At 70.0% G+C, this 21,836-nt stretch carries 19 protein-coding genes; 10 read left to right on the top strand and 9 right to left on the bottom strand.

Annotated elements, in window-relative coordinates:
- Positions 1 to 89 precede the first annotated feature (89 nt).
- From C0010_RS08765 to dnaA, 4 genes are all read right to left on the bottom strand, one after another.
- Positions 90 to 584: a DciA family protein gene (locus C0010_RS08765; protein ID WP_105566698.1), complete on the bottom strand. Its 495-nt coding sequence runs from the start codon at positions 582 to 584 to the stop codon at positions 90 to 92.
- Positions 577 to 1,767, bottom strand: coding sequence for a DNA replication/repair protein RecF (gene recF, locus C0010_RS08760; protein ID WP_105566697.1), 1,191 nt, complete (start codon positions 1,765 to 1,767; stop codon positions 577 to 579). The genes C0010_RS08765 and recF overlap by 8 nt, the downstream gene beginning before the upstream one ends.
- Before the next feature lie 81 nt (positions 1,768 to 1,848).
- Positions 1,849 to 2,991, bottom strand: coding sequence for a DNA polymerase III subunit beta (gene dnaN, locus C0010_RS08755; protein ID WP_105566696.1), 1,143 nt, complete (start codon positions 2,989 to 2,991; stop codon positions 1,849 to 1,851).
- 764 nt (positions 2,992 to 3,755) lie between these two features.
- A complete protein-coding gene (gene dnaA, locus C0010_RS08750) occupies positions 3,756 to 5,168 on the bottom strand; it encodes a chromosomal replication initiator protein DnaA (protein ID WP_105566695.1) in 1,413 nt (470 codons plus the stop codon).
- A gap of 386 nt (positions 5,169 to 5,554) precedes the next feature.
- Between dnaA and rpmH the strand changes: the two genes are divergently transcribed.
- From rpmH to rsmG, 6 genes are all read left to right on the top strand, one after another.
- Positions 5,555 to 5,692, top strand: a complete 138-nt coding sequence (gene rpmH, locus C0010_RS08745) for a 50S ribosomal protein L34 (RefSeq protein ID WP_036304730.1) — start codon at positions 5,555 to 5,557, stop codon at positions 5,690 to 5,692.
- A gap of 20 nt (positions 5,693 to 5,712) precedes the next feature.
- The gene (gene rnpA, locus C0010_RS08740) at positions 5,713 to 6,075 is read left to right on the top strand and encodes a ribonuclease P protein component (protein WP_105566694.1); all 363 of its coding nucleotides are present in this window, start codon (positions 5,713 to 5,715) and stop codon (positions 6,073 to 6,075) included.
- Positions 6,072 to 6,419, top strand: coding sequence for a membrane protein insertion efficiency factor YidD (yidD, locus tag C0010_RS08735; RefSeq protein ID WP_105566693.1), 348 nt, complete (start codon positions 6,072 to 6,074; stop codon positions 6,417 to 6,419). Before rnpA ends, yidD begins: the two co-directional genes overlap by 4 nt.
- 3 nt (positions 6,420 to 6,422) lie before the next feature.
- Positions 6,423 to 7,496: a membrane protein insertase YidC gene (gene yidC / locus C0010_RS08730; protein ID WP_105566692.1), complete on the top strand. Its 1,074-nt coding sequence runs from the start codon at positions 6,423 to 6,425 to the stop codon at positions 7,494 to 7,496.
- A gap of 30 nt (positions 7,497 to 7,526) precedes the next feature.
- Positions 7,527 to 8,021 (top strand): Jag family protein, encoded by a 495-nt coding sequence (locus C0010_RS08725; RefSeq protein WP_105566691.1) that lies wholly within the window; start codon positions 7,527 to 7,529, stop codon positions 8,019 to 8,021.
- A 94-nt stretch (positions 8,022 to 8,115) separates the two neighbouring features.
- Entirely contained in the window at positions 8,116 to 8,766 is a 651-nt protein-coding gene (gene rsmG / locus C0010_RS08720) for a 16S rRNA (guanine(527)-N(7))-methyltransferase RsmG (protein ID WP_105566690.1), read from the top strand.
- An 82-nt stretch (positions 8,767 to 8,848) separates the two neighbouring features.
- Here rsmG and C0010_RS08715 read toward each other — a convergent pair whose 3' ends face one another.
- Complete coding sequence (locus tag C0010_RS08715; RefSeq protein WP_158685398.1) at positions 8,849 to 9,352, bottom strand: nitroreductase/quinone reductase family protein; 504 nt, start codon at positions 9,350 to 9,352, stop codon at positions 8,849 to 8,851.
- A gap of 2,254 nt (positions 9,353 to 11,606) precedes the next feature.
- Here C0010_RS08715 and C0010_RS08710 point away from each other — a divergent pair.
- From C0010_RS08710 to C0010_RS08700, 3 genes are all read left to right on the top strand, one after another.
- A complete protein-coding gene (locus C0010_RS08710; protein WP_105566688.1) occupies positions 11,607 to 12,527 on the top strand; it encodes a ParA family protein in 921 nt (306 codons plus the stop codon).
- Positions 12,528 to 12,715: 188 nt separating this feature from the next.
- On the top strand, positions 12,716 to 13,894 hold the full coding sequence (locus C0010_RS08705) for a ParB/RepB/Spo0J family partition protein (RefSeq protein ID WP_408631079.1): 1,179 nt from the start codon (positions 12,716 to 12,718) through the stop codon (positions 13,892 to 13,894).
- 91 nt (positions 13,895 to 13,985) lie between these two features.
- A complete protein-coding gene (locus tag C0010_RS08700; protein ID WP_408631077.1) occupies positions 13,986 to 14,321 on the top strand; it encodes a tryptophan synthase subunit alpha in 336 nt (111 codons plus the stop codon).
- Between the two features lie 269 nt (positions 14,322 to 14,590).
- Here the strand turns inward: C0010_RS08700 and trxA are convergent, their stop codons facing one another.
- The 4 genes from trxA to C0010_RS08680 form a co-directional block, all read right to left on the bottom strand.
- Positions 14,591 to 14,914 (bottom strand): thioredoxin, encoded by a 324-nt coding sequence (trxA, locus tag C0010_RS08695; protein WP_105566687.1) that lies wholly within the window; start codon positions 14,912 to 14,914, stop codon positions 14,591 to 14,593.
- Positions 14,915 to 14,978: 64 nt separating this feature from the next.
- The gene (gene trxB / locus C0010_RS08690) at positions 14,979 to 15,941 is read right to left on the bottom strand and encodes a thioredoxin-disulfide reductase (protein WP_105566815.1); all 963 of its coding nucleotides are present in this window, start codon (positions 15,939 to 15,941) and stop codon (positions 14,979 to 14,981) included.
- A gap of 156 nt (positions 15,942 to 16,097) precedes the next feature.
- Positions 16,098 to 17,699 (bottom strand): murein biosynthesis integral membrane protein MurJ, encoded by a 1,602-nt coding sequence (gene murJ, locus C0010_RS08685; protein WP_105566686.1) that lies wholly within the window; start codon positions 17,697 to 17,699, stop codon positions 16,098 to 16,100.
- Positions 17,683 to 20,031 carry a DUF6049 family protein gene (locus C0010_RS08680; protein WP_105566685.1) on the bottom strand — a complete coding sequence of 783 codons (2,349 nt, stop codon included), beginning with the start codon at positions 20,029 to 20,031 and terminating at the stop codon, positions 17,683 to 17,685. The genes murJ and C0010_RS08680 overlap by 17 nt, the downstream gene beginning before the upstream one ends.
- 216 nt (positions 20,032 to 20,247) lie before the next feature.
- Here C0010_RS08680 and C0010_RS08675 point away from each other — a divergent pair, with 216 nt between their 5' ends.
- A complete protein-coding gene (locus tag C0010_RS08675; protein ID WP_105566684.1) occupies positions 20,248 to 21,774 on the top strand; it encodes a DUF7059 domain-containing protein in 1,527 nt (508 codons plus the stop codon).
- The last annotated feature ends 62 nt before the right edge of the window (positions 21,775 to 21,836 follow it).

The raw sequence follows: 21,836 nt of genomic DNA, 5'->3' as shown, positions 1-21,836 counted from the left end.
CCAGAAACACCGTTCTACAGGCCCCGGATCGTTCGCGGGGCCGTTATCGCGTCCACAGGCCCCCTGGGCGTCGCCGGTCGCGGCGAGGTCTACCCATAGGTGTCGCGGGGCCCGCGGCCGGGCACCGCGCGGGGTCCGCGCTTCCACGTCGGCGCATCCGGGCCGACGAAGCGCACCGACTCGACTCCGGCCTCGGGGTAGCGCCGCTCGATCTGCGTCAGGATGTGCGCGCGCATGAACTGCAGGTTCTTCGCCCACGCCGTGGAGTCGCACTTCACCGTCAGAGTGCCGTTCGTGAGCGAGGTCGGGCTCGAATGCTGAGCGGTCTCCGCGCCCGCGACGTCCTCCCAGCGCCTGACGAGGTCCTCCTTGGCGAGCTGCCCCGTCCATCCGGACTGCTGCGCCAGCTTGTCGAGCGCGGCACCGAGCGGCGACGGGTCGCGGCCGTTCATGAACGGCTGGTTCGCGTCGTCCTCCGGGTCGCGCCGCCGCTTCTTGCGGCGCTTGGCGTACTTCGACGGCTCGAGGCCGCGCAGCCGCAGGTAGGTCGCGAGAGTCTCCGGCAGATCGGGGGTCTCAGCCATCGGCCTGCTCCGGATGCGCGGTGTCGAAGGGGTGGTCGGCGAGCGGCCCCAGCACGCGGCCGTGATCGATCCGGATGGCGCTGCCGCGCAGGGGCTCCGGCACATCGCCCGCGACGGCGGCCGTGACGATCACCTGCTCGTAGTCGGAGACGACCCCGGCCAGGCGAGAACGGCGATCGGCATCGAGCTCTGCGAACACGTCGTCGAGGATCAGGATCGGGTCGCCGCCCGGAGACTCCCGCCGCAGGAGTTCCGCGGCCGCGAGGCGCAGGGCGAGCGACACCGACCAGCTCTCGCCGTGCGAGGCGTACCCCTTCACGGGCAGGCCGCGCACGCGGAGCAGGAGGTCGTCACGGTGCGGACCGACGAGGCTGAGGCCGCGTTCGAGCTCGGCGGCGCGCTTCTGTGCGAGGGCCGAGCGGAACTGCGCCGCGGTCGGTCCTTCGCCGCCGCCGTCGGCGTCGTCGCCCTCCTCCGGATCCGCCCCGTGGATCGTGAGCGTCCACGACAGCTCCGGGCGGTGGTCGGCCCCGGCGACGCCCTCGTACGCAGCGGTCAGCGGGCCCTGCAGGTCGTGCGCGAGCGCCGTGCGCGCATCAATGATCTCGCTGCCGAGCGCGACGAGCTTGTCGTCCCAGACGTCGAGGGTCGGGAGCGCATCCGCTTTCATCCCCCGAGCTCGAGCCGACTTCAGCAGCGTCGTGCGCTGCCGCAGCGTGCGGTCGTAGTCCCCGAGCACGGCCGCCATCCGCGGCGTCCGCTGGATCAGGAGCTGGTCGGCGAACTTCCGCCGCTCCGACGGATTCCCCCGCACGATCTGGAGGTCTTCCGGGGCGAAGAGCACGACCTGCGCGTACCGCGGCAGCTCGCCCGGCTTCACGGGCGCCCCGCCGATGCGCGCCTTGTTCGAGCCCTGCTTGCTGATCTGGAGGTCGAGCATCACCGTCCGCGCACCGTGCCGCAGGCGAGCCCGCACGAACGCGGCGCTCTCGCCCTCGCGGACCAGCGGAGCGTCGGCGGAGACGCGATGCGAGCCGAGCGTCGCCAGGTACGCGATCGCCTCGGCGAGATTCGTCTTGCCCTGGCCGTTGCGGCCGACGAGGACGTTCGCGCCGGGGCCCAGCTCCAGCTCGGCTTCCGCATAGTTGCGGAAGTCCTTGAGGCTGAGGTGCTCGACGATCACTTCAGAACCCTAACGAAGACGACCGACAACGAGATCACGACGGATGCGCCGCCATCCGGCCCGAACGACCGCTTGCCCCGCTCAGCGCAGCAGGAGGTTCGGCTGCAGCAGGTACTTGAACGTGTCGCTGGCCGCTTCGTCGACGGAGGTCTGGGCCGTGACCAGGATCGGGCTGAGCTTGTTCGCGTTGTCCGACGACGTGAACGTCACCCGCACGAACGGGCTCTTCACGGCGCCGAGCGCCTCGAGCAGGTACTGCGGGTTGAGGCCGATCGTCACGTCCTCGCCCTGCAGGTGAGCGTCGACCGTCTCGGACGCGCGGGCCTGGTCGCCGCCGGAGGCGTCCATCGTCACCGACTGGTCGGCGAAGGTGAAGCGCAGCGGGGCCGATCGGTCGAGGACGAGCGAGACGCGGCGCACGGCCTCGGCGAAGTCGGCCGTGTTGATGACCGCGTAGTGATCGGTCGAGTCCGGGAACAGTCGGCGCACCGGCGGGAAGTTGCCCTTGATCAGCAGCGATGTGACGGTGCGGTTGCCGGCGGAGAAGGCGATGATCTCTCGGTCGCCTGAGCCCGAGAAGGCGACCGAGATGTTCTCGCCCTGCGTGAAGGTCTTGCCGACCTCCTGGAGCGTGCGCGCCGGGACGAGCGCCGCCTGGTCGTGCTCCCCGCCGTCCCAGTCGATGTCGCGCAGCGCGACGCGGTAGCGGTCGGTTGCGACGAGGCTGAGCTGCTGGCCCTTGACCTCGAGCTGCACGCCGGTGAGCACCGGGGTCACGTCGTCGCGGGAAGCCGCGAAGCCGACCTGCGAGATCGCGGTCGTGAAGTCCTCGCCCGGCACCAGGCCCGATTCACCCGTCACCTCGGGGATGGCCGGGTATTCCTCGACGGGCATGGAAGCGAGGGCGAAGCTGGCGGAACCGCACGTGAGCGAGACCCCGCCGTCCTCCTCTGTGGCGATCTGGATCGGCGCATTGGGGAGACGGCTCGCGATGTCACTGAGGAGCCGGCCGTGGACGAGGATGGTGCCCGGTTCGTCGATCGTCGCGTGGATGTTCGTACGGGCCGAAGCCTCGTAGTCGAATGCGGAGAGCGAGAGCTCGCCCTCTGCTGTCGCTTCGATCAGCACGCCGGCAAGGATCGGCTGCGGGTTCCGCTGGGGCAGAAGCTTGACGACGAACGAGACAGCGTCGCTGAAGACGTCGCGGTTCACGTGGAACTTCACTGGGGTTTCCCTTCGCTCCCACGCTCGGGGTCGCCGGTCCTCGGCCTGCGTGGGAATCCCATGCTAGTGCGAACGGCGGATTCGTGTGATTCGACGCCGGATCGGCACGGTCATCGAATCGACCCCCTGAATGGATGAAGTGATCTGTCGTAGTAGTAGCCGGTGTGGATACTGTGGATAACTCTGTGGAGGCCCGGCGGGAGTAGGAAACTACATCCGTGTGATCTGTGGAGCGGCTGCGGACGGACCGTGAACGGATCCGAGCCCGTGATTCCGGATGTCACAGCGCGTTCCACATCGGCTCAGCGTGTCGCTCACAGGCCGAATCGCGTGTTTCCACAGTTATCCACAGGATATCCACACTGGGGAGAGCGATTTATAGGCCCGTCGGCCGCGTGGTGTCAAGCATCGATCGACGCATATGGACCTATGCCCGGCGAGGCACGAGCCCGCAGAACGCCGTGGAGAGCCCGTTTCGGCCGTTTCGCGGACTCTCCACAGCGCCGGGGTGCGCCGAACGGCGCCCTCGGACGCCGCTGAAGGTTGTGGAGAGTTCGGAGAACGCCGGAATCGGCCCCTGAGACGGCCTGAGAGGTTCGAAAGCGCGGTGGGGGGGGTCGGGTTGCCCGCAGGGCGTCGCGCCGGGGCGGCGCCGCGCCCACCGGGGCGCCCGGCGCCGCCCCGGCGCGTTGATGACGCACATCGGCCATGCTCGCTGCGGCACCGGGTTCAGCAACGCACCCACGGCGCGGCAGCTGGGCCTGCTAGCGGCGCGACAGCTGCGTCGTGATCTCGGAGACCTGGTTGTAGATGCTCCGGCGCTCCTTCATGAGGCCCGTGATCTTGCGGCACGCGTACATCACGGTGGTGTGGTCGCGGCCGCCGAAGAGCTGACCGATCTTCGGCAGCGAGAGCTCGGTGCGCTCGCGGCACAGGTACATCGCGATCTGCCTTGCCTGCGCGACGGACTGCGACCGGGACGTGCCGTGCAGATCGTCGACCGTGAGCTTGAAGTAGTCGGCGGTGACGTTGATGATGTCCGTCGGCGAGACGACATTCGCCTCCGCCTGGTCGACGATGTCACGCAGCACCGTTTGTGCGAGCGCGACGTCGACCTCCGATCGGTTCAGGTTCGCGAACGCCGTGACGCGGATGAGCGCGCCCTCGAGCTCCCGGATGTTGGTGGAGACGTTCTTCGCGATGTACTCCACGACCTCGTCCGGGACGGACAGCCGCTCGGCCTGCGCCTTTTTGCGCAGGATGGCGATGCGGGTCTCGAGGTCGGGCGCTTGCACGTCGGTGATGAGGCCCCACTCGAAGCGGCTGCGCATCCGGTCCTCGAAGCCCGTGAGGAGGCGGGGCGCGACGTCGCTCGTGATGACGACCTGCTTGTCGTGGTCGTGCAGGGTGTTGAAGGTGTGGAAGAACGCCTCCTGCGTCTCGGCGCGCCCCTGCAGGAACTGGATGTCGTCGATCAGGAGGATGTCGACCTCGCGGTAGCGCGCATTGAACTGCGCGCCGCGGTTGTTCGCGATCGAGTTGATGAAGTCGTTCGTGAACTCTTCGCTCGAGACGTAGCGGACCCGCATCCCCTCGAACATGCCGAGGGCGTAGTCGCCGATCGCGTGCAGCAGGTGGGTCTTGCCGAGCCCCGAGTCCCCGTAGATGAACAGCGGGTTGTACGCCTTCGCGGGCGCCTCGGCGACGGCGACGGCGGCCGCGTGGGCGAAGCGGTTGGACTGCCCGATCACGAAGTTGTCGAACGTGTATCGCGGGTTCAGCCGCGTCTCGACCCGGCTCGCGGTCGACGGCGCCTGACTGGAGGCGGGGGTCGGGTTCTCGGCGATCGGGCGCTGCGCCGGCTCCGCGGGTGCCGCGGCGTGCTCTGCCGGCTCGTCGTACGTATCGGTGATCTCGGGGTTCACGGCGACGCGGAAGGTGTGCACCTGCTCACCCACCCGCGCGAGCGCCTCCATGATGGGCGCGCGCATGCGCTTGTTGATCTGCGCGGCCGTCAGGTCGTTCGGAACCTCGACGTAGACGGTCCCGCCCATGACGCCCTGGGGGATGGCGAGGCTGAGGAAGCCGTGCATCTGCGGGGTGACCCGATCGTCGGTCTGCAGTTCGCCGAGCACCCGGCTCCAGACCGGAACGTCCGGCACCTCCTGCATGGTCATTCTTCCCCCGTGTTCATTCGTTCTCGCGGTCGCGGACGACCTGGGACGACGCACGACGGCGCCGTCCTCTGACAGGCGTCGCTGCGGCGGCCGGCCATTGCCGCCGACGTCGACTGCCTGTGGATAACTCGCCCTAGGCTAGTCAGCGAAGCGCGATCAAGCAAACCTTTTTCGCCCGCACGGCGGCGCGGGATTCCCGCGGTGGCGCGTGTTGCTCCGCGACGGAGCCGAGCCTGTGGAGATACTGTCAGGTTCACCGCCGCATTTGCCCTTCGGCACCCGTCCGGCGTAATCTATGGCGGTTGACTTATGCCCGTTTCGGGCACCCGTTCCGATGTCTCCGGCCGACACGTTTGACCCGGTGACGCCACCATCCGGAGAGAACTATGAGCAAGCGCACGTTCCAGCCCAACAACCGCCGCCGCGCCAAGAAGCACGGTTTCCGCGCCCGCATGCGCACGCGTGCCGGCCGCGCGATCCTCTCGGCTCGCCGCGGCAAGGGCCGCACCGAGCTCTCGGCGTAACCAGCAGCGCGCCGACGGCCGTGCTCGCGAAGGCGAATCGCCTCACCCGAGGGGCCGAGTATCGGCATGTCTCCCGTCGGGGAGTCCGCGGCGCCGGCCCGCACCTCGTGACGCACATCGTGCTCACGGGTGAGGAGCGCGAACCGCGATTCGGGTTCATCGTCACCAAGGCCGTCGGCAACGCCGTGGTGCGCAACACCGTCCGGCGCCGTCTGAAGGCCATCTGCGCCGAGGCGCTGCCCGACGTGCCGAAGGGCGCGGATGTCGTCATCCGCGCCCTTCCGTCGTCTTCCGGCGCGGCGTTCGCCGAGCTGCGCTCGCAGGTGCGCCGGGGCCTGAAGCGCCGCGGAGCCCTCGCGGCGAGGGAGCGGGAAACCGCATGAGCGTCCTCCCGTCGACCTCGTACGGCACCGCCTCGCTCGTGACCGGCGGGCTGCGCGCGCTTCCGCTGGTCCCTCGGAATCTCGGGCTGGCGCTCCTGGTCGGCTACCGTGCGACGATCTCCAAGATCTACGGCGATGTGTGCCGCTACTACCCGTCGTGCTCGGCATATGCCGTGGGCGCCGTTCAGCAGCACGGCCTCGTGAGAGGATCGCTGCAGGCGGGTGCGCGGATCGCGCGCTGCCACCCCTGGGCCGACGGCGGCGAGGACGACGTCCGGCCGAACCCGAACTTCCGCTACGATCTGACCCCCCGCGGCTTCGTCGTGCCGCGCCGAAAGGACTGACCCTTGGATTTCCTGGGCGCCATTCTCATTCCGATCCGCTTCGTGATCGAGATCATCCTCGTCGGCTGGCACTGGGTGTTCACGACGCTCGGCTTCCCCGCGACGAGCGGCCTGGCGTGGGTCCTGTCGATCGCGGGCGTCGTGATCGTCGTCAGGGCGGCGATCTTCCCGCTCACGGTCCGCCAGATCAAGAGCCAGCGGAAAATGATGGAGATTGCGCCCGAGATGCGCAAGATCCAGGACAAGTACCGCGGCAAGAAGGACCAGCTGTCCCGCGAGGCCATGAGCCGCGAGACCATGGCGCTGTACAAGAAGCACGGCACCTCCCCCGTCGGCGGCTGCCTGCCGATCCTGATCCAGATGCCGATCTTCCTGTCGCTGTTCTGGACGCTGCGCGACATCACGGTGTGGGACGAAGAGGGCATCGGCGGCTGGAGCGCGCGGGCCGACTGGTTCCCGCACATGTTCACGTACGACCTGGTGCACCAGTTCGACGAATCCATGCTCTTCGGTGTGGCGCCGCTGAGCATGACGCTCGTCGACCACTTCCAGAACCCGATCTCGACGTCGACCGCCGCGATCATCATGATGATCATTCTGGTCGCGCTCATGATCGCGTCGCAGTTCTTCACGCAGCTGCTGATCGTCTCGAAGAACCTCTCGGACGAGGCGAAGACCGGCCAGGCGTACCAGATGCAGCGCATCATGCTCTACATCATCCCGTTCGCGATGATCTTCTCGGGCGTATTCTTCCCGCTCGGCGTCGTGGTCTACTGGTTCTTCAACAACCTGTGGACGATGGGCCAGCAGTTCCTGGTCATCCGTGAGATGCCCTCCCCCGGCTCGCAGGCCTGGCGCGACCGCGTCGCCCGCCTCGAGAAGAAGGGCAAGACGCTCGACACCAAGGGCAAGGTCGTCACGATGGCCGAGTACGAGGCCGAGCAGGAGGAGCTCCTGCGCCAGGCCGAGGCGGAGCGCGCGAGCCGGCAGAAGCGCCAGCAGCCGATGAGCAAGCAGCGCGCGAAGAAGCAGGCGCAGAAGAACAAGGGCCAGCAGGGTTCTCAGGATGACTCCTGAGCGCACTCTCCGGATGAACGAGGCGGCAGCATGACCAGCAACGCACAGATCACTGACGGCGAACCGACGATCGAGGAGCTCGAGCGGGAGGGCGACATCGCGGCGGACTTCCTCGAGGGTCTGCTGGACATCGCAGACATCGAAGGCGACCTCGACCTCGACGTGCGGCAGGGCCGTGCATACGTCTCGGTGGAGTCGGACGATGCCTCCCTCAAGGCGGTGTCCGACCCGGAGACGGTCCAGGCTCTTCAGGAGCTCACGCGCCTCGCGGTGCAGAACCAGACGGGTCGCTTCTCGCGCCTGATCCTCGACATCGGCGGCTCCCGCGACGCCCGTCGTAAGGAGCTCGAGAAGCTCGTGGACGCGGCAGAGGCGAAGCTCGACAGCGGCTCGACGCAGGCGTCGCTGCCGTCGATGTCGTCGTACGAGCGCAAGCTGGTGCACGACATCGCGGCCGAGCGCGGTCTCGTGTCGGAGTCGTACGGCGAGGCGAATGCTCGCCACACCGTCCTCCGGCGCGCTTGATCTCCACATAATCCCTGATCAGAGGCATAAACGACGGCATCCGGATGCGGCGAGAGCGCACGACTCGCGCCACCGGACGCGGGAGGCTCCGACGATGAGCGAGAACGATGTGACAGAGCCAGTTGAGCCGGAACCCGCGGCCGCCGCGGCGCTCTTCGGCGATCGCATCGACCTCGCGCGCCGCTACGCGGAGGCGCTCGTCGCCCACGGGGAGCAACGAGGGCTGATCGGCCCGCAGGAGCTTCCCCGCCTCTGGACGCGCCACATCCTGAACTGCGCGATCGCGGCGCCGCTGTTTCCCGCGGGCGGGCGCGTCGGCGACGTCGGCTCGGGTGCCGGCCTTCCCGGCATCGTCCTCGCGATCGCACGGCCGGACGTCACATGGGAGCTCATCGAACCCATGGAGCGGAGGGTCGCCTGGCTCGATGAGCAGGTCGACGCCCTGGGGCTCGAGAACGTCACGGTGCATCGCGCACGCGCCGAGGAGGCCGCCGTCGAGGGCATGCTGGACGCGGTCACGGCGCGCGCCGTGTCGGCGCTGCGCACGCTCATCCCGTGGACGGCTCCCCTGGTGCGTGACGCGGGTGAGCTGATCCTGCTCAAGGGCCGCTCGGTCGACGCGGAGATCACCGCCGCCCAGAAGGTGCTGCGGAAGTACAAGGTCACCGATGCGCGCGTCGAGACCCTCGGTGAGGGTGTGCTCGACGAGGAGACGCGAGTGTTCCGCGCGCTGGTGCGCGCTTAGCCGTTCGAGCGCATCGCGTGTGCGCGGGCGATGCCGAGCTGACCCGCGTGGTCATCGTGGCTGGTCGCGGCCGCATCGCGTTTCACCCGGGCTGGTCGGCGTGTTCCGATTCACGTGAAACGGGAACGTCGGAGGCGAGAGACAGGACGAACACTTCGGTGCGCGTCTCCCTCGTGGCGGCCAGCTCGTCTAGGCCGGCCTCGTTCTCCCGCCAGTGGCTCCATAGCCGTTCACGTTCCGAGCCTGTTGTCACGTGGGTGACGACATCGCGTCGCACGCCGTCGGAGAGGGTGATCGCGGCGCGGGGCTCGGCGAGGAGGTTCAGCTGCCACGCCGTCGGCCCTTCCATCCACCCGTTCATCGCGAGCACGGAGAATCGGTGGTCGTCTTCGAGCAGGTAGGCCACGAGCGCTGTGCGCTCGAGGCTGCTGGTCCGGCCACGGGTGTGCAGCGCGAGCGTCCCCCAGCTGCGCTTCTCCCCCGGTGTCGTGAGCCCGCGACCCGGGCGGCCCTTCGCGTAGGTGCGATGGATGCGCCACGCGCTCCTGATGATGAACTGCGGCGGCACGTACGGCTTCTTCGACATGTCCGTTCCCTCTCGTTGCCTGTCAGCCCATTGTCCCGGTGCGCGTTCCGCGGCACATCGGCCGATCGGTGAACATTGGGCGGGCATCTCGCCCTTGTGTCGTCCGAATTGCCGAGGGCCAGGATCCACGATCGCGGGTGAGCCGGGGTGTTTCGGGCTCGGTTGGATGGACGTTTCACGTGAAACAGAGGCGTTCCGTCGCACCCGTGGCCGCGTCTCACCGGGAAGGTCGATACTCGACCGGGTGCTCGGCGCCGCCCGCGACGTCGCGCGCGGATCTGCGGAACGGTCGATTCCCTGTTCCACTGCGCGACCTGGAGGAGCGCTTTCGGCACGCGTTTCACGTGAAACGGTATCGCTCGTTTGATCCGGTGGCGACGCTTCACCGCGGAGGTCGACATCTGTTCGTGGGTTCACGGCGCCGCTCGGAGCCCCGCCTCCTCCTGTACGGAGCAGGTGCCGCCCGGTCTGGTGTCGTTCTCACCGCACGAGCCTTTCTGGAAGGTGTTTCGCGTGAATCGGAAGCGTTTGATCTCTCACGACGTCGTGCTTGGCAGGGCAGGACCGCACTCGAGAGGGTGCTCAGTGCGCGGGCGGGGCGGGGTCCGCGGAACGGCGGCGCCCTCGCCCGGTCGTGTTGCTCGACCCGCAGGAGCGTTTCAAGACGACGTTCCACGTGAAACGGCAGCGTTTGATCTGTCACGAAGCCCTGCTTGACAGGGCAGGATGGCCATTCGAGTGGGTGCTCAGTGCGCGGCCGGGGCGGACCTGCTGGGCGGTCGAGCCCTCGGTCGGTTGTGATGCTCAAACCGCGGGAGCGCCTCGGGGCGGCGTTTCACGTGAAACGGAAGCGTTCGGTCGCTCTCGAAGTCCTGCTTGACAGGGCAGGATGGCCATTCGAGTGGGTGCTCAGTGCGCGGCCGGAGCGGAGCTGCTGGGCGGTCGAGCCCTCGGTTGGTTGTGTCGCTCGACCTGGAGGACCGTTTCGTGCCGGCGTTCCACGTGAATCGGAAGTGTTCGGTCTCACTCGGGGTGCGGGGTGGGGAGCGCTTCACACGGCACGCGGCACTCGATCGTGCGTTCACCGGGCTGTTGGCGCCTCAGCGCGGCGACCCGTGGAACGCTCAGCCGGTTGTGTTGGGCGGCCTGCGGGAACGTTCTCGGAAGGCGTTCCCATGGAACGGAAGTGCTCGGTCAGGCCCGGGGCGGCGGCTCAGATGAAGAAGCCGTCACATTCGGTCGAATGCTGCGGGCGTCGTCCCTGTGCTCACCCGCTGACCTGCGGCGCTTTCGGCCCATTCTGTTGCGTGAACCGCAGCAGCGTGGTGCGCACGCGTTTCACGTGAAACGGGCGAGTCGCGCTTCAGATGGGTGTCCCGGCGAACGTACGGACGCAGCACGCCGACCGTGTTCTCGTCGTCGTCGAAGCAGGCCGGGGCAACTGGGTCAGTCGCGCGATGTGTGGGTTGACCACACAAGGCGCCCCTGTTTCACGTGAAACGGGGGCGTCAGGATGCGTGTAGCCGGTGCCTCGCGGCTGCTTGGTGTATCGCTCCGCCTCACCCGCGCGCACGCGTTGGCGTTGGGGTGGTGGCGACCATGAGCGGGAACTCCGCTCAACGAGCGCCGGCACTTCTGTGACGGGGATCGTTGGTGCCTTCGATCACCGTTTCACGTGAAACGGGATTCGGAAGGCGGGCGAGGGTCGCTGGGTGTTTCGATCGGGTGGCGGTGCTCAGAAGGGGTGCGCGGGTACCGGGGCGCCCTGAGGCAGAGGCGACCGCGCGTCTCATGCCGATACCGCGGGAACCACCGTGGCGTGCCCCATCGCCGGACCGTTTCACGTGCAACGCGGTGTTGTTGTGCTTCGGGATCCCTCGCGGACTGCGCGGGGGCGCCTGCGCCAAAGGCTGACGCGCACGCGCGGATCCGGATGCACGTCCTCGCGCGGGTGGGTGTGCTCGCAGTCGTGCCCGCCCCGGCTCGTCGCCGGGCCGATCGCGCCTCACGGGATGGCGCGCGCACGCCTCTCGGCGGTGGGTCTCGTGGGCACCCGCAGGGGGGGCGACGGCGCGGAGCGTGCCTGCGTGCCGCGTTTCACGTGAAACATGGGGCTGCGGGCATGCTCCGCAGTCACCCGGATCCGGGTGCGCCGCTCGACACGGTGTGTCCCGTGGGGAGACGCACGATATGACGGCACCGCGGGTTAGAGTTGAGGCATCACCCCGCCGGCGAACGAAAGAGTGTGTTTCACGTGAAACAGTCCGAGGCCGAGACCAGCTTCTCGCTCCCCGACGACACTCCCCTGGCACGCGAACTCGCGGACCTCAGCGCCCGCAAACGCCGATTGGCGGATGCGTCGGTGCGTTTCACGGGTCAGACGCGCGTGCTCACGGTGTCGAACCAGAAGGGCGGCGTCGGCAAGACGACGACGACCGTGAACATCGCAGCGGCGCTCGCGACGCTCGGCGGCAAGGTGCTCGTCATCGACCTCGACCCGCAGGGGAACGCGTCGACCGCGCTGGGCGTGCCGCACAGCGCGGACGAGAACAGCATCTACGACGTGCTGATCAACGACCTGCCCATCGCAGACGTCGTCCGCCAGAGCCCCGAGCACGAGAACCTGTACTGCGTTCCGAGCACCATCCACCTGGCCGGCGCAGAGATCGAGCTCGTGTCCCAGGTCGCGCGCGAGCATCGGCTGAAGACGGCCCTCGATGCGTTCCGCGACGCCCAGGACCGCGGTTTCGACTTCATCCTGATCGATTGCCCGCCATCCCTCGGGCTGCTCACGATCAACGCCTTCACGGCGACGGACGAGGTGCTCCTGCCGATCCAGGCCGAGTACTACGCGCTGGAGGGACTGAGCCAACTGCTCGGCAACATCCGGATGATCCAGAAGCACCTCAACCCGCGGATTCACGTGTCAACCATCCTCCTGACGATGTTCGACGTGCGCACCCGGCTCGCACAGCAGGTGGCCGACGAGGTGCGCAGCCACTTCCCGAACGAGACGCTCCGCGCGGTCATCCCGCGTTCCGTGCGCGTCTCCGAGGCGCCGAGCTTCGGCCAGACGGTCATCACGTATGACCCGGGCTCCGCCGGTGCGATTGCCTACAAGGAAGCCGCGGTCGAGATCGTGAACCGCGAGAACGAGAACGAAGGAGCAGCCTGATGGCGAAGCGCACGGGCCTGGGCCGAGGAATCGGTGCCCTCATCCCCACGGCCGAGCCGGCGGTGTCCCCGTCGACGGGGCGCCCCGTCGACGTCTTCTTCTCGAACGAGGGCAGGGCGTCGGAGGACGCCGAGCCCGGCACGACCGCGCGCGAGCCCCGGCCCGACGCCCTGGCCGCCGCGGAGAAGATGAAGACGTCGCGCGCCTCCGGCTCCCGCGCCGTCCGCTCGCGCGCGGGTTCGGCGAAGGCGAAGGACGGCGCCGACGGCTCCTCGGCGGCGCCCGGCACAAGGGCGACATCCGCGGCGAAGAAGGCCTCTGTGGCGAAGAAGTCCGCGCCCGCCGCGAAGAAGGCCTCCCCCGCGACGACGGCAGCCCCTGCGGCGGCCGATGAAGCCCCCGTCGAGTCACCGGTGGTGAAGGGCGGCCGCGGCGGCGGCAGTCGCAGCGCGATCGGCGCGGCCGTCGCTGGCGCAGAAGCGGCCGACGCCCAGGAGCTCGCGGTGCCGGAGACGGACGCGACCGACGGGGCGACGGAGCTCGTCGCGGTTCCGGGCGCGCGCCTGATCCAGGTCGACCCCCACGCGATCGTGCCGAACCCGCGCCAGCCGCGCCGCGAGTTCGACCCCGAGGCCCTGGCAGAGCTCGTGCACAGCGTGCGGGAGTTCGGCCTCCTGCAGCCCGTCGTCGTCCGCGAGCGCCCCGACGGCGAGTTCGAGCTCATCATGGGCGAGCGCCGCACGCGCGCCGCACGCGAGGCGGGGCTCGAGGCGATCCCGGCGATCGTGCGGGAGACGACCGACGACGAGCTGCTCCGCGACGCCCTCCTCGAGAACCTCCACCGCGCCGACCTCAATCCGCTGGAAGAGGCGTCCGCCTACCAGCAGCTGCTCGAGGACTTCGGCACGACGCAGGAGGAGCTCGCCCGCCGCCTGGGACGCTCGCGCCCGCAGATCAGCAACACCATCCGCCTGCTCCGCCTGCCGCTGTCGGTGCAGCAGAGGGTCGCCGCCGGCGTCCTCAGCGCAGGCCACGCGCGTGCCGTGCTGTCGCTCGGCACGGAGGACCAGATGCAGCGCCTCGCCGACAAGATCGTCAACGAGGATCTGTCGGTGCGGTCGGCAGAGGCCGCCGCCAAGGCGATCGCCGCGGCGGGCGAGGCGCCCGCGACGCCCACCCCGCAGCCGAAGGCAGGGGCCCGTCGCGCCTATCTGGACGACGTCGCGACGCGGCTCGGCGACCGGCTGAACACGCGGGTGAAGATCGGGCTCGGCGCTCGCAAGGGCCGGGTCACGATCGACTTCGCGACGATCCAGGATCTGAACCGCATCCTCTCGGAGATCGGCGAGCAGGGGTACCAGGACTGAGCATCGGCCGGCGGGACTGATTGGTATATCGGTTCCGCCGGCTGACGCGCCTTCAGCCGCTCCCCCGGCGCCCGGGCGTACGCTGGAGCGCGTGGACCCGCAGATCTCCCCCGATCGCCGCGCCAGCGTCGAACTGCTGCGCGCCGAGGCGACGGACGAGCGCGATGCGCTCATCCAGGAGCGCCTGCGCGCCGGAGAGGACCCGTGGGACTTCATGGAGGACCTCCCGACGGTCGACGAGCTCGTCGTCTTCACGCTGCGCGCCGAGCACATCGAGGCGGACGGCGGCCGCATGCCCTCGTCCGCTCGGAACCAGCGTCTGCTCCGGATGATCGCGAACGAGTACCCCGAGCTGACCCGCGCCGTGTGGCGGATCATCGGCCAGCACAACACCCACCGCCTCTGGGACGCCGTCGTTCGGCCCTGAGCGCGCCGCTCGCGTCGTTGTCGTCGTCGCTGGCCTGGGGGCCCGCTCCTCCTCCGCCTCGCGTGCGACGCACTCAGGACCGAACGAATCGCACCGCTGAGGTCCCCTCGTCGATGAGGCAGGCGTCGCAGCGGGCGCAGGCGCGCGGTACGGGGCGGCGAGCCGGTCCCAGGCGCACTGAGCGGCCCGCAACGGCGCGAGGAGACGCAGAACGGCCCCGGATTGCCCTGAAGGGCATCCGGGGCCGTTGAGAGGCCGCGAGGGGCTCGTCAGCCGATGAACTCGGCCAGGTCCTGCTCGAGGGCCGGCTTCGGCTTCGCGCCGATGATGGTCGTCGCGACCTCGCCGTCCTTGAAGACCTTCATCGCCGGGATCGACGTGATCTGGTACTGCATGGCCAGATCCGGGTTCTCGTCGACGTTGAGCTTCACGATCGTGATCTTGTCGGGGTTCTCGGCCTGGATCTGGTCGAGAACGGGCGAGACCATGCGGCACGGACCGCACCACTCTGCCCAGAAGTCGACGAGCACAGGCCCGTCGGCCTTGAGGACGTCCTGCTCGAACGTGGCCGTGCTGGTGGCCTTGGCGGTCATATCTGTCTCCCTTGATCGAGGGTGTGTCTGGTGGAGGGAACGCCCGGATGCCCCGGACAATTCCTCACGCTGCTGCGAGCTCGGCCTCTGCGGCCTTCTCCGCGTCGGCGAGGCCGGCCAAGTAGTGCTCGGCGTCGAGGGCCGCGACGGTTCCCGAGCCGGCGGCCGTGACGGCCTGGCGGTAGGTCGGGTCGATGACGTCACCGGCGGCGAAGACGCCGGCGACGGAGGTGCGGGAGGAACGGCCGTCCACGCGCACGACACCGTCGGAGGTCAGCTCCAGCTTGTTGTGCACGAGGTGGACACGCGGGTCGGAACCGACCGCGACGAACAGGCCGTCGAGCGGGAGCTCGCGCGTCTCGCCCGAGACGGTGTCGCGCAGGACGGCACCCGTCAGGCCCGAGGCGCCCTGCATCTCGACGACCTCGGAGTTCCAGACGAACTCGATCTTGTCGTTCGCGAACGCGCGGTCCTGCAGGGCCTTGGAGGCGCGCAGCTCCTCGCGGCGGTGCACGACGTACACCTTGGAAGCGAACTTGGTCAGGAAGGTGGCCTCCTCGAGCGCGGAGTCGCCGCCGCCGACGACCGCGACCGTCTTGTCGCGGAAGAAGAAGCCGTCGCAGGTGGCGCACCACGAGACGCCGTGGCCCGAGAGCGTCTCCTCACCGGGGACGCCGAGCTTGCGGTACGCGGAGCCGGTCGCGAAGATCACCGTCTTCGCCTCCTCGACTCCCCCGTTGCCGAGGTGCACCCGCTTGACGGGGCCGTCGAGCTCGAGCTCCGTCGTGTCGTCGTAGACGATCTCGGCGCCGAAGCGCTCGGCCTGCTGCTGCATCTTGGCCATCAGATCCGGGCCCATGATCGCGTCGGGGAAACCCGGGAAGTTCTCCACCTCCGTGGTCTGCATCAGATCGCCGCCGACCTCGACGGAACTGGCGACGACGAGCGGCTTCAGGTTCGCCCGAGCCGCGTAGATCGCGGCGGTGAAACCCGCGGGCCCTGAGCCGATGATGATGAGTTCTCGCACGGTGATGCCTCCCTTTTCCTGCGTCAACACATCGTATCCGCGATGCATTCCGCGCCGGCCGTGCGTGACCACCCGTTCATCTGGGCGTACGCATCCGGATGCCGCGCGACGGCGGCCGCACGCGGCATCCGGATGCCCGGGGGCGCTCGCGCGGGCTCAGCGCTTGACGAAGCGGCGGACCATGTCGGTGCCGACCTTCAGCTCCGGGGCGCGGAGCAGTGCGAGCAGTGCGACGTAGACCACGAGCGCGATGAGCCCGATGACGCACGTTCCGATCGTGCCGAGGAGCTTGTTCTCGAGCATCCAGCTGTTCTCGCCGCCCATGAGGAGGTAACAGCCCCATGCGATGAGGCCGGCGGGGACCGCCGCGACGGCGAAGCGCGCCAGGGAGCCGAGCGCCTTCGCCATTCCGAACGACCCGATCCTGCGCCGCAGCAGCAGGGAGGCGATCACGGCCTGGATCGTGCTCGCGATCGCCTGGCCGAGCGCGATGCCGGCCGCGAGGAACTCGAGGGGGAGCACGGCGGCCGCGATGTAAGCGGTCACGACGACGAGGACGGCCTGCACGGTCGTGAAGACGAACGGCGTGCGGGTGTCGTTGTACGCGTAGAAGGTGCGCTGCACGACGAACAGGATGGACAGCGGCACGAGGCAGACGAGGAACGCGATCAGCACGATGGCGGCCTGGTGCGCCTCCTCGCCGCTGTTCGTGAAGATGCGCGAGACGGGCGTCGCGGCGGCCGCGAGCGCGGCCGTTCCGAACACCAGGAAGACGCCGAGGGTGCGGATGGCGGTGCCGATATCGGAGCGGACCTCGTCGTCGCGCCCGGCCGCGGCGTGGCCCGAGAGCTGCGTGAAGTACGGGGTGCCGATCGCGAGCACGATCGTCGAGTACGGGACCATGAAGATCAGCCACGCGTTCTGCATCGCGAACACGGCGGGCCCCTCGCCCGACGCGTCCGAGAGCACCTGTGCCTGGAGGAGCCCGGCGAGCTGCGTGACGGCCATCATCAGGAAGGTCCAGCCGGCGAGCTTTCCGATGTTCCGCAGGCCGACGCCGCGCCAGCGGAAGTCGGGGCGCAGGTGCAGCCCCGTCCTGCGCCAGAACACGAACAGCACGAGGGCCTGGACGGCGATGCCGGCCGTCGCCGTGCCGCCGAGGCCCGCGATCATGCCGGGCGTCCACACCTCGATCTGGGTGAGGTCGCTGCCGAAGAGCGCGATCATGGCGCCGAAGCCCGCGATCGAGACGACGTTGTTGACGACGGGCGCCCACGCGAACGGGCCGAAGATGCCGCGTGCGTTCAGGGTCTCGCCGACGAGCGCGTACAGGCCGTAGAACAGGATCTGCGGCAGGCACCAGTATGCGAACGCGGTCGTCAGCGCCAGCTGGTCCGGCGTGAACTGCGGTGCGTACAGCCACGACAGCAGGGGAGCCGCGACCATCGCGATCGCCGTCGCGACGAGCAGCACGACGGTCGCGAGCGTGAACAGCTTGGAGATGAAGCTGCGCCCGCCGTCCGCGTCCCTCTGCGATACCCGCACGATCTGCGGCACGATGACGGCTGTGAGGATGCCCGTCGAGATGACGGTGTAGATGTTGTTCGGCAGCTGATTGGCCGTGCCGAAGGCGTCGCCGACGCGCGAGCCCACCGAGCCGATGAGCGTGACGAGCACGATCGTGCGCAGGAGGCCCGTCAGCCGGGAGGCGAGCGTTCCCGCCGCGATCAGCGCGCTCGACCTACCGATGCTTGCCATTGATGTCCTTCTCGTCCTCTGTGTCGTCGCGCTCGGCGGCGGGGGCGTCCGGCGTTCCGGAGCTCTCCGGTGCCGCCGCGCTCTCTGCTCGGCCGGCCGCGCCATCCGGGGCCCCGTCGTCCGACCCCGCATCCGCCGCGCCCTCGGCCGCCTCCCGCTGGCGCTTGCGGCGCCTCCGGACGGTGCGGATCGTGCCGGCGACGACGAGCAGCGCGATCAGCGCGACCAGGCCGGTGACGCCGTAGCGCTCCCAGTCGGCGCGGACGGTGACGTCGATCGTCTCCTCCGAACCGAGCTCGGCGCCGGAGGGGCTCTCGAGCGAGATGCGGATGCTGACGTCGCCGGAGCCGAGGGTAGCCTTCACCGGCAGCGGCACGCGGGTGTTGCTCGACGCCTGCGCCTCGACCTCCGTGGAGGTCGCCATCTTCAGCCGGATGTCGTCGGGGTAGCTGTGCAGCGTGACGGTCGCCGGGTACGGCAGGTCGTTGCGGACCCACACGGGCAGCGGTGCATCGCTCGACAGGAGCGTCACATCGCTGGGAGGGACGATGCCGACGGCGTTCTCGAGCTCGGTGAGCGACGCGAGGTGGGCGTCGTAGGACGAGAGCCAGGCATCCGGATGCGCCGACCACGACGTCGAGAGGAGCTGCAGCTGCTCGGCATTCGTGCGGCCCAGCAGGAGCTGCGGATCGTTCAGGGTGCTCGCGACGTCGCCGAGCGCGTCGTCCTCCTCGGCGATCTCAGCGATCGTGCCGCTGCGGAGGGGCTCGCCGTCGTCGCGCAGGTCCGCCGGATGCGCGTTGCTCCTGATCAGCGAGGACAGGGAAGTGCCTGCGAGTGAATCGACGGCGGCGACGGCGTCTCCGACGCCGTCCGCCGGTCGGTCGGCCGGGTGCGCTTCGTCGCCCTCCGCCCGTACGATGCCGCCGGCGCGCTCGAGCGCGACCAGCAGATTCGCCCCGTTGACGGCGTCGGAGGCGAGCCAGAGGCGCGCGACGGTCTCTTCGAGTGCATCCGACCGCGCGGCGGAACCCGTCGTCTCGGCAGCCTCGGTGAGGGCGTTCGAGAGGCGGGAGTCGTAGACGAGCGCGTCGCCGGCGTTCGCCTCGGCGGTGCCGCGCCCCTGCACGGCGCTCGACGGCATCAGCGCGCGCCCTCCCCAGTCGGAGACGGCGGCAACGGTGTCGGCACCGGCGATGCGGGGGTCGGGCCAGTACAGATCGTCGACGGCGTCGCCGATGTCGAGCAGTTCCTCGAGCGAGAGGTCGACGGGGTCCGTTCCCGGCGTGGCGGTGGGCTTCGGCTCGTCGCCCGCGTCGCCGATCCCCGCATCCGAGACATCGCCCGCGCCCGCGATGTAGGGCGCGAGGCTCGTCGGGGAGAGCGGCTCCTCGAGGCCCTCCGCGATCTGGGTTGCGACGTCGGCGTCGCCGAACTGCAGGGCGAAGCGCTCGTTCGGCATGGCGATCAGCTGATCGAGCCACGAGGTCGCGCTCGTCGGCGCGGCCGCCCCGAGCACGCGGATCGCGGCGGGGATCGCCGGGTCGACCGCGAGGACGGCCGAGGTGCCCTCGGCGCCGTCGAGGAGGGCGGTGAGCGTGCCGTCGGGCGCCGTCAGGTTCGCGAGCTGCTCCCCCGTGAGGAGGCCGCGGGACGACGCGGGGGCCGTCAGAGGCACGACCGTCGTGATGTCGGGGGTGTCTTCGGCGACCGTCGCGACCGCGCGGTCGGCCAGATCGGACGAGCCCGTATCCGGCTCGAAGCGGGCGATGATCGGGTACGGACCATCCTCATCGTCGATCTCGACCGTCAGCTCCGCCGTCGTGCTGCTGCCGCGGGAGACCTCGTCGGTCTCGACCGAACCGAGCTCGATCATCCGGGGCTCGTCGTCGCCGGAGAGCCAGTCGGACAGCTCGCCGCCGCCGGCGAGCGGGTCGGCGGCGCGTTCGAGCACGATGCGTCCCGCCGGGATCGGGTCTTCGACGGCGGCGGCCAGCGGGTTGCCGTCCGAGGGGAACCCGAGCTCGATGGTCGCCGTGAACTCGCCGTCGACGACTCCGAAATCGGGCAGCGTGAGCTCGAGCGTCGGTTCCGCGGCCGCGGCGTCGTCCGTCTGCGTGCGGACATCCGGGGCGGTCGCGGCGCGGGCTCCGGCATCCGGGCCCTGCGCCGCGGCGCCGACGGCGCCCGGCACGGTTCCCGCGCGCTGAGGGGCGGCGCCGGCCGCCGGTGCCCCGGCGAACACCGCGAGCGCGACCAGCGCCGCGGGGAGCGCGGCGAGGGTTCGCCGACTGCGCGCGGTCGTGCTGATTCGGCGACGGATCGGAAGCATGCCGTTGTCATCCTACGAACCGGGCCTGCGTGTTCCGTGATGCGCCGCGGCGGGTGGGGGAACCCGCCGTGCCGGGCCGCACGCTGACTCGGCACGCAGTGCGCAGTCCTTCCTCCGCGGCCGGGCGGGAGGTCTGCCGTGCTCGCGCGGGGTCGGCAGCCGGTGGTGGCCGGGTCGACTGCGCTGTGTTCGGTGCTGGCGCGGCAGAATGGGCGCGTGAGACCGAATGCAGACCCCGCGCTCGTCGAGGCGCTCCGGCAGGACCTCCGCGCCGCCCGCTTCCGCTCCGAGTCGCTGCGCGCGGCGTGGGGCGTGGAGGCCGACGACGCCATCGGGCGGAGTCTGCGCGGCCCCGCCCTGCGGGCGATCGCCGGCCGCACCGACGCCCAGGCGGTGCTCGCACGGCTGCTGATCTTCGGCGTCGCGCAGCCGGTCGCCGACGTCGACGCGGCGCTGCCGTCGCTCGGTTCGCACGGCCTCGTCGAGCTCGGTCTCGCCTCGGCCGACAGAGGCTCGGTGAGCCCCCGGGCGGTCGTCCGACCCCAGTCCTTCCACGACGACCGCGGCCCCGGCGAGTGGTGGGTCGCGAGCGACCTCGACGAGATCGCCCTCGGCGGCGGCGCGCTCGCCGAGGACCACGTGCTCGGCGTCGGCGGCGCCTCCCTCACCCTCGCGGGCCTGCAGCTGCCGACGCCCGCGCGGCGCGTGCTCGACCTGGGCACCGGATGCGGCATCCAGGCCATGCGCGCCAGGCGGTACGCCGACGAGGTCGTCGCGACCGACCTGTCGGCCCGCGCTCTCGACTACGCGCGCATGAACCTGCTGATCGATGCGACGGACGGCGTCGAGCTGCGCGAGGGCTCGCTCTTCGGGCCGGTGGCGGGCGAGACGTTCGACCGCATCGTGTCGAACCCGCCGTTCGTCATCACGCCGCGCGCCGCCGGGGTTCCCGAGTACGAGTACCGCGACGGCGGGCTGGTGGGCGACACGCTCGTCGAGCAGGTGTTCGCCGGCGTCGGTGCGCACCTCGAGCCGGGCGGCGTCGCGCAGATGCTCGGCAACTGGGAGACGCGGGGCGGCGTCTCCGGCCTCGACCGCGTGCGGGCCTGGGTCGACGCCTCCCCCGTGCCCCTGGACGCCTGGGTCGTCGAGCGCGAGGAGCTCGACCCCATCCGGTACGCCGAGACGTGGATCCGCGACGGCGGCACCGTGCCCGGCAGCCCCGAGTTCGACGCGCTGCAGGGCGCGTGGCTCGACGACTTCGCGGCCCGCGGCGTCAGCGCCGTCGGCTTCGGCTACGTGCTGCTGCGCCGCGCGGCGGGGCCGGAGCCGACCCTGCGCCGCTTCGAGCGGCTGACCCAGCCGATCCCGTCGGAGGGCGCCCTCGGCTCACACCTCGCGGCGGTGCTGGCCGAGCACGATCGGGCGTCGGGGCTCGACGACGACGCGCTCGCCGCCGCCCGGTTCCGAGTCTCCCCCGACGTCACCGAGGCCAGGCACCACACGCCGGGCGAGGACGCGCCGAGCGTCATCGAGCTGCGCCAGGGCGGCGGGTTCGGCCGCAGCGTGCAGGCCGACCCCGCGCTCGCGGGCCTCGTGGGCGCGTGCGACGGGGAACTGGATGCCGGCACGATCATCGACGCGATCGCGCAGCTGCTCGAGGCCGATGCCGCGGCGCTGCGCGCCGCCCAGCTGCCGGCCATCCGGGAGCTCCTGCTCGACGGGTTCCTCGCCTTCGCGTGAGCGGCGATGCCCCGGTGGCGAGCACCGCGGGAGCCCCGCACGTGGCCGCCGGCCCGGGACGC

Origin of the sequence: Microbacterium halophytorum, from assembly GCF_002970975.1 — a bacterium.
GTDB classification, from domain to species: domain Bacteria; phylum Actinomycetota; class Actinomycetes; order Actinomycetales; family Microbacteriaceae; genus Microbacterium; species Microbacterium halophytorum.
This window is presented reverse-complemented; position numbering and strand designations above follow the sequence as displayed.

Bases quoted from the DNA above. Each gene is read 5' to 3' on its own strand.
- C0010_RS08765 (WP_105566698.1), bottom strand. From the start codon at position 584: ATGGCTGAGACCCCCGATCTGCCGGAGACTCTCGCGACCTACCTGCGG.
- dnaA (WP_105566695.1), bottom strand. From the start codon at position 5,168: ATGACCATGCAGGAGGTGCCGGACGTTCCGGTCTGGAGCCGGGTGCTC.
- rpmH (WP_036304730.1), top strand. From the start codon at position 5,555: ATGAGCAAGCGCACGTTCCAGCCCAACAACCGCCGCCGCGCCAAGAAG.
- yidD (WP_105566693.1), top strand. From the start codon at position 6,072: ATGAGCGTCCTCCCGTCGACCTCGTACGGCACCGCCTCGCTCGTGACC.
- C0010_RS08725 (WP_105566691.1), top strand. From the start codon at position 7,527: ATGACCAGCAACGCACAGATCACTGACGGCGAACCGACGATCGAGGAG.
- rsmG (WP_105566690.1), top strand. From the start codon at position 8,116: ATGAGCGAGAACGATGTGACAGAGCCAGTTGAGCCGGAACCCGCGGCC.
- C0010_RS08715 (WP_158685398.1), bottom strand. From the start codon at position 9,352: ATGTCGAAGAAGCCGTACGTGCCGCCGCAGTTCATCATCAGGAGCGCG.
- C0010_RS08705 (WP_408631079.1), top strand. From the start codon at position 12,716: ATGAAGACGTCGCGCGCCTCCGGCTCCCGCGCCGTCCGCTCGCGCGCG.
- trxA (WP_105566687.1), bottom strand. From the start codon at position 14,914: ATGACCGCCAAGGCCACCAGCACGGCCACGTTCGAGCAGGACGTCCTC.
- murJ (WP_105566686.1), bottom strand. From the start codon at position 17,699: ATGGCAAGCATCGGTAGGTCGAGCGCGCTGATCGCGGCGGGAACGCTC.
- C0010_RS08680 (WP_105566685.1), bottom strand. From the start codon at position 20,031: ATGCTTCCGATCCGTCGCCGAATCAGCACGACCGCGCGCAGTCGGCGA.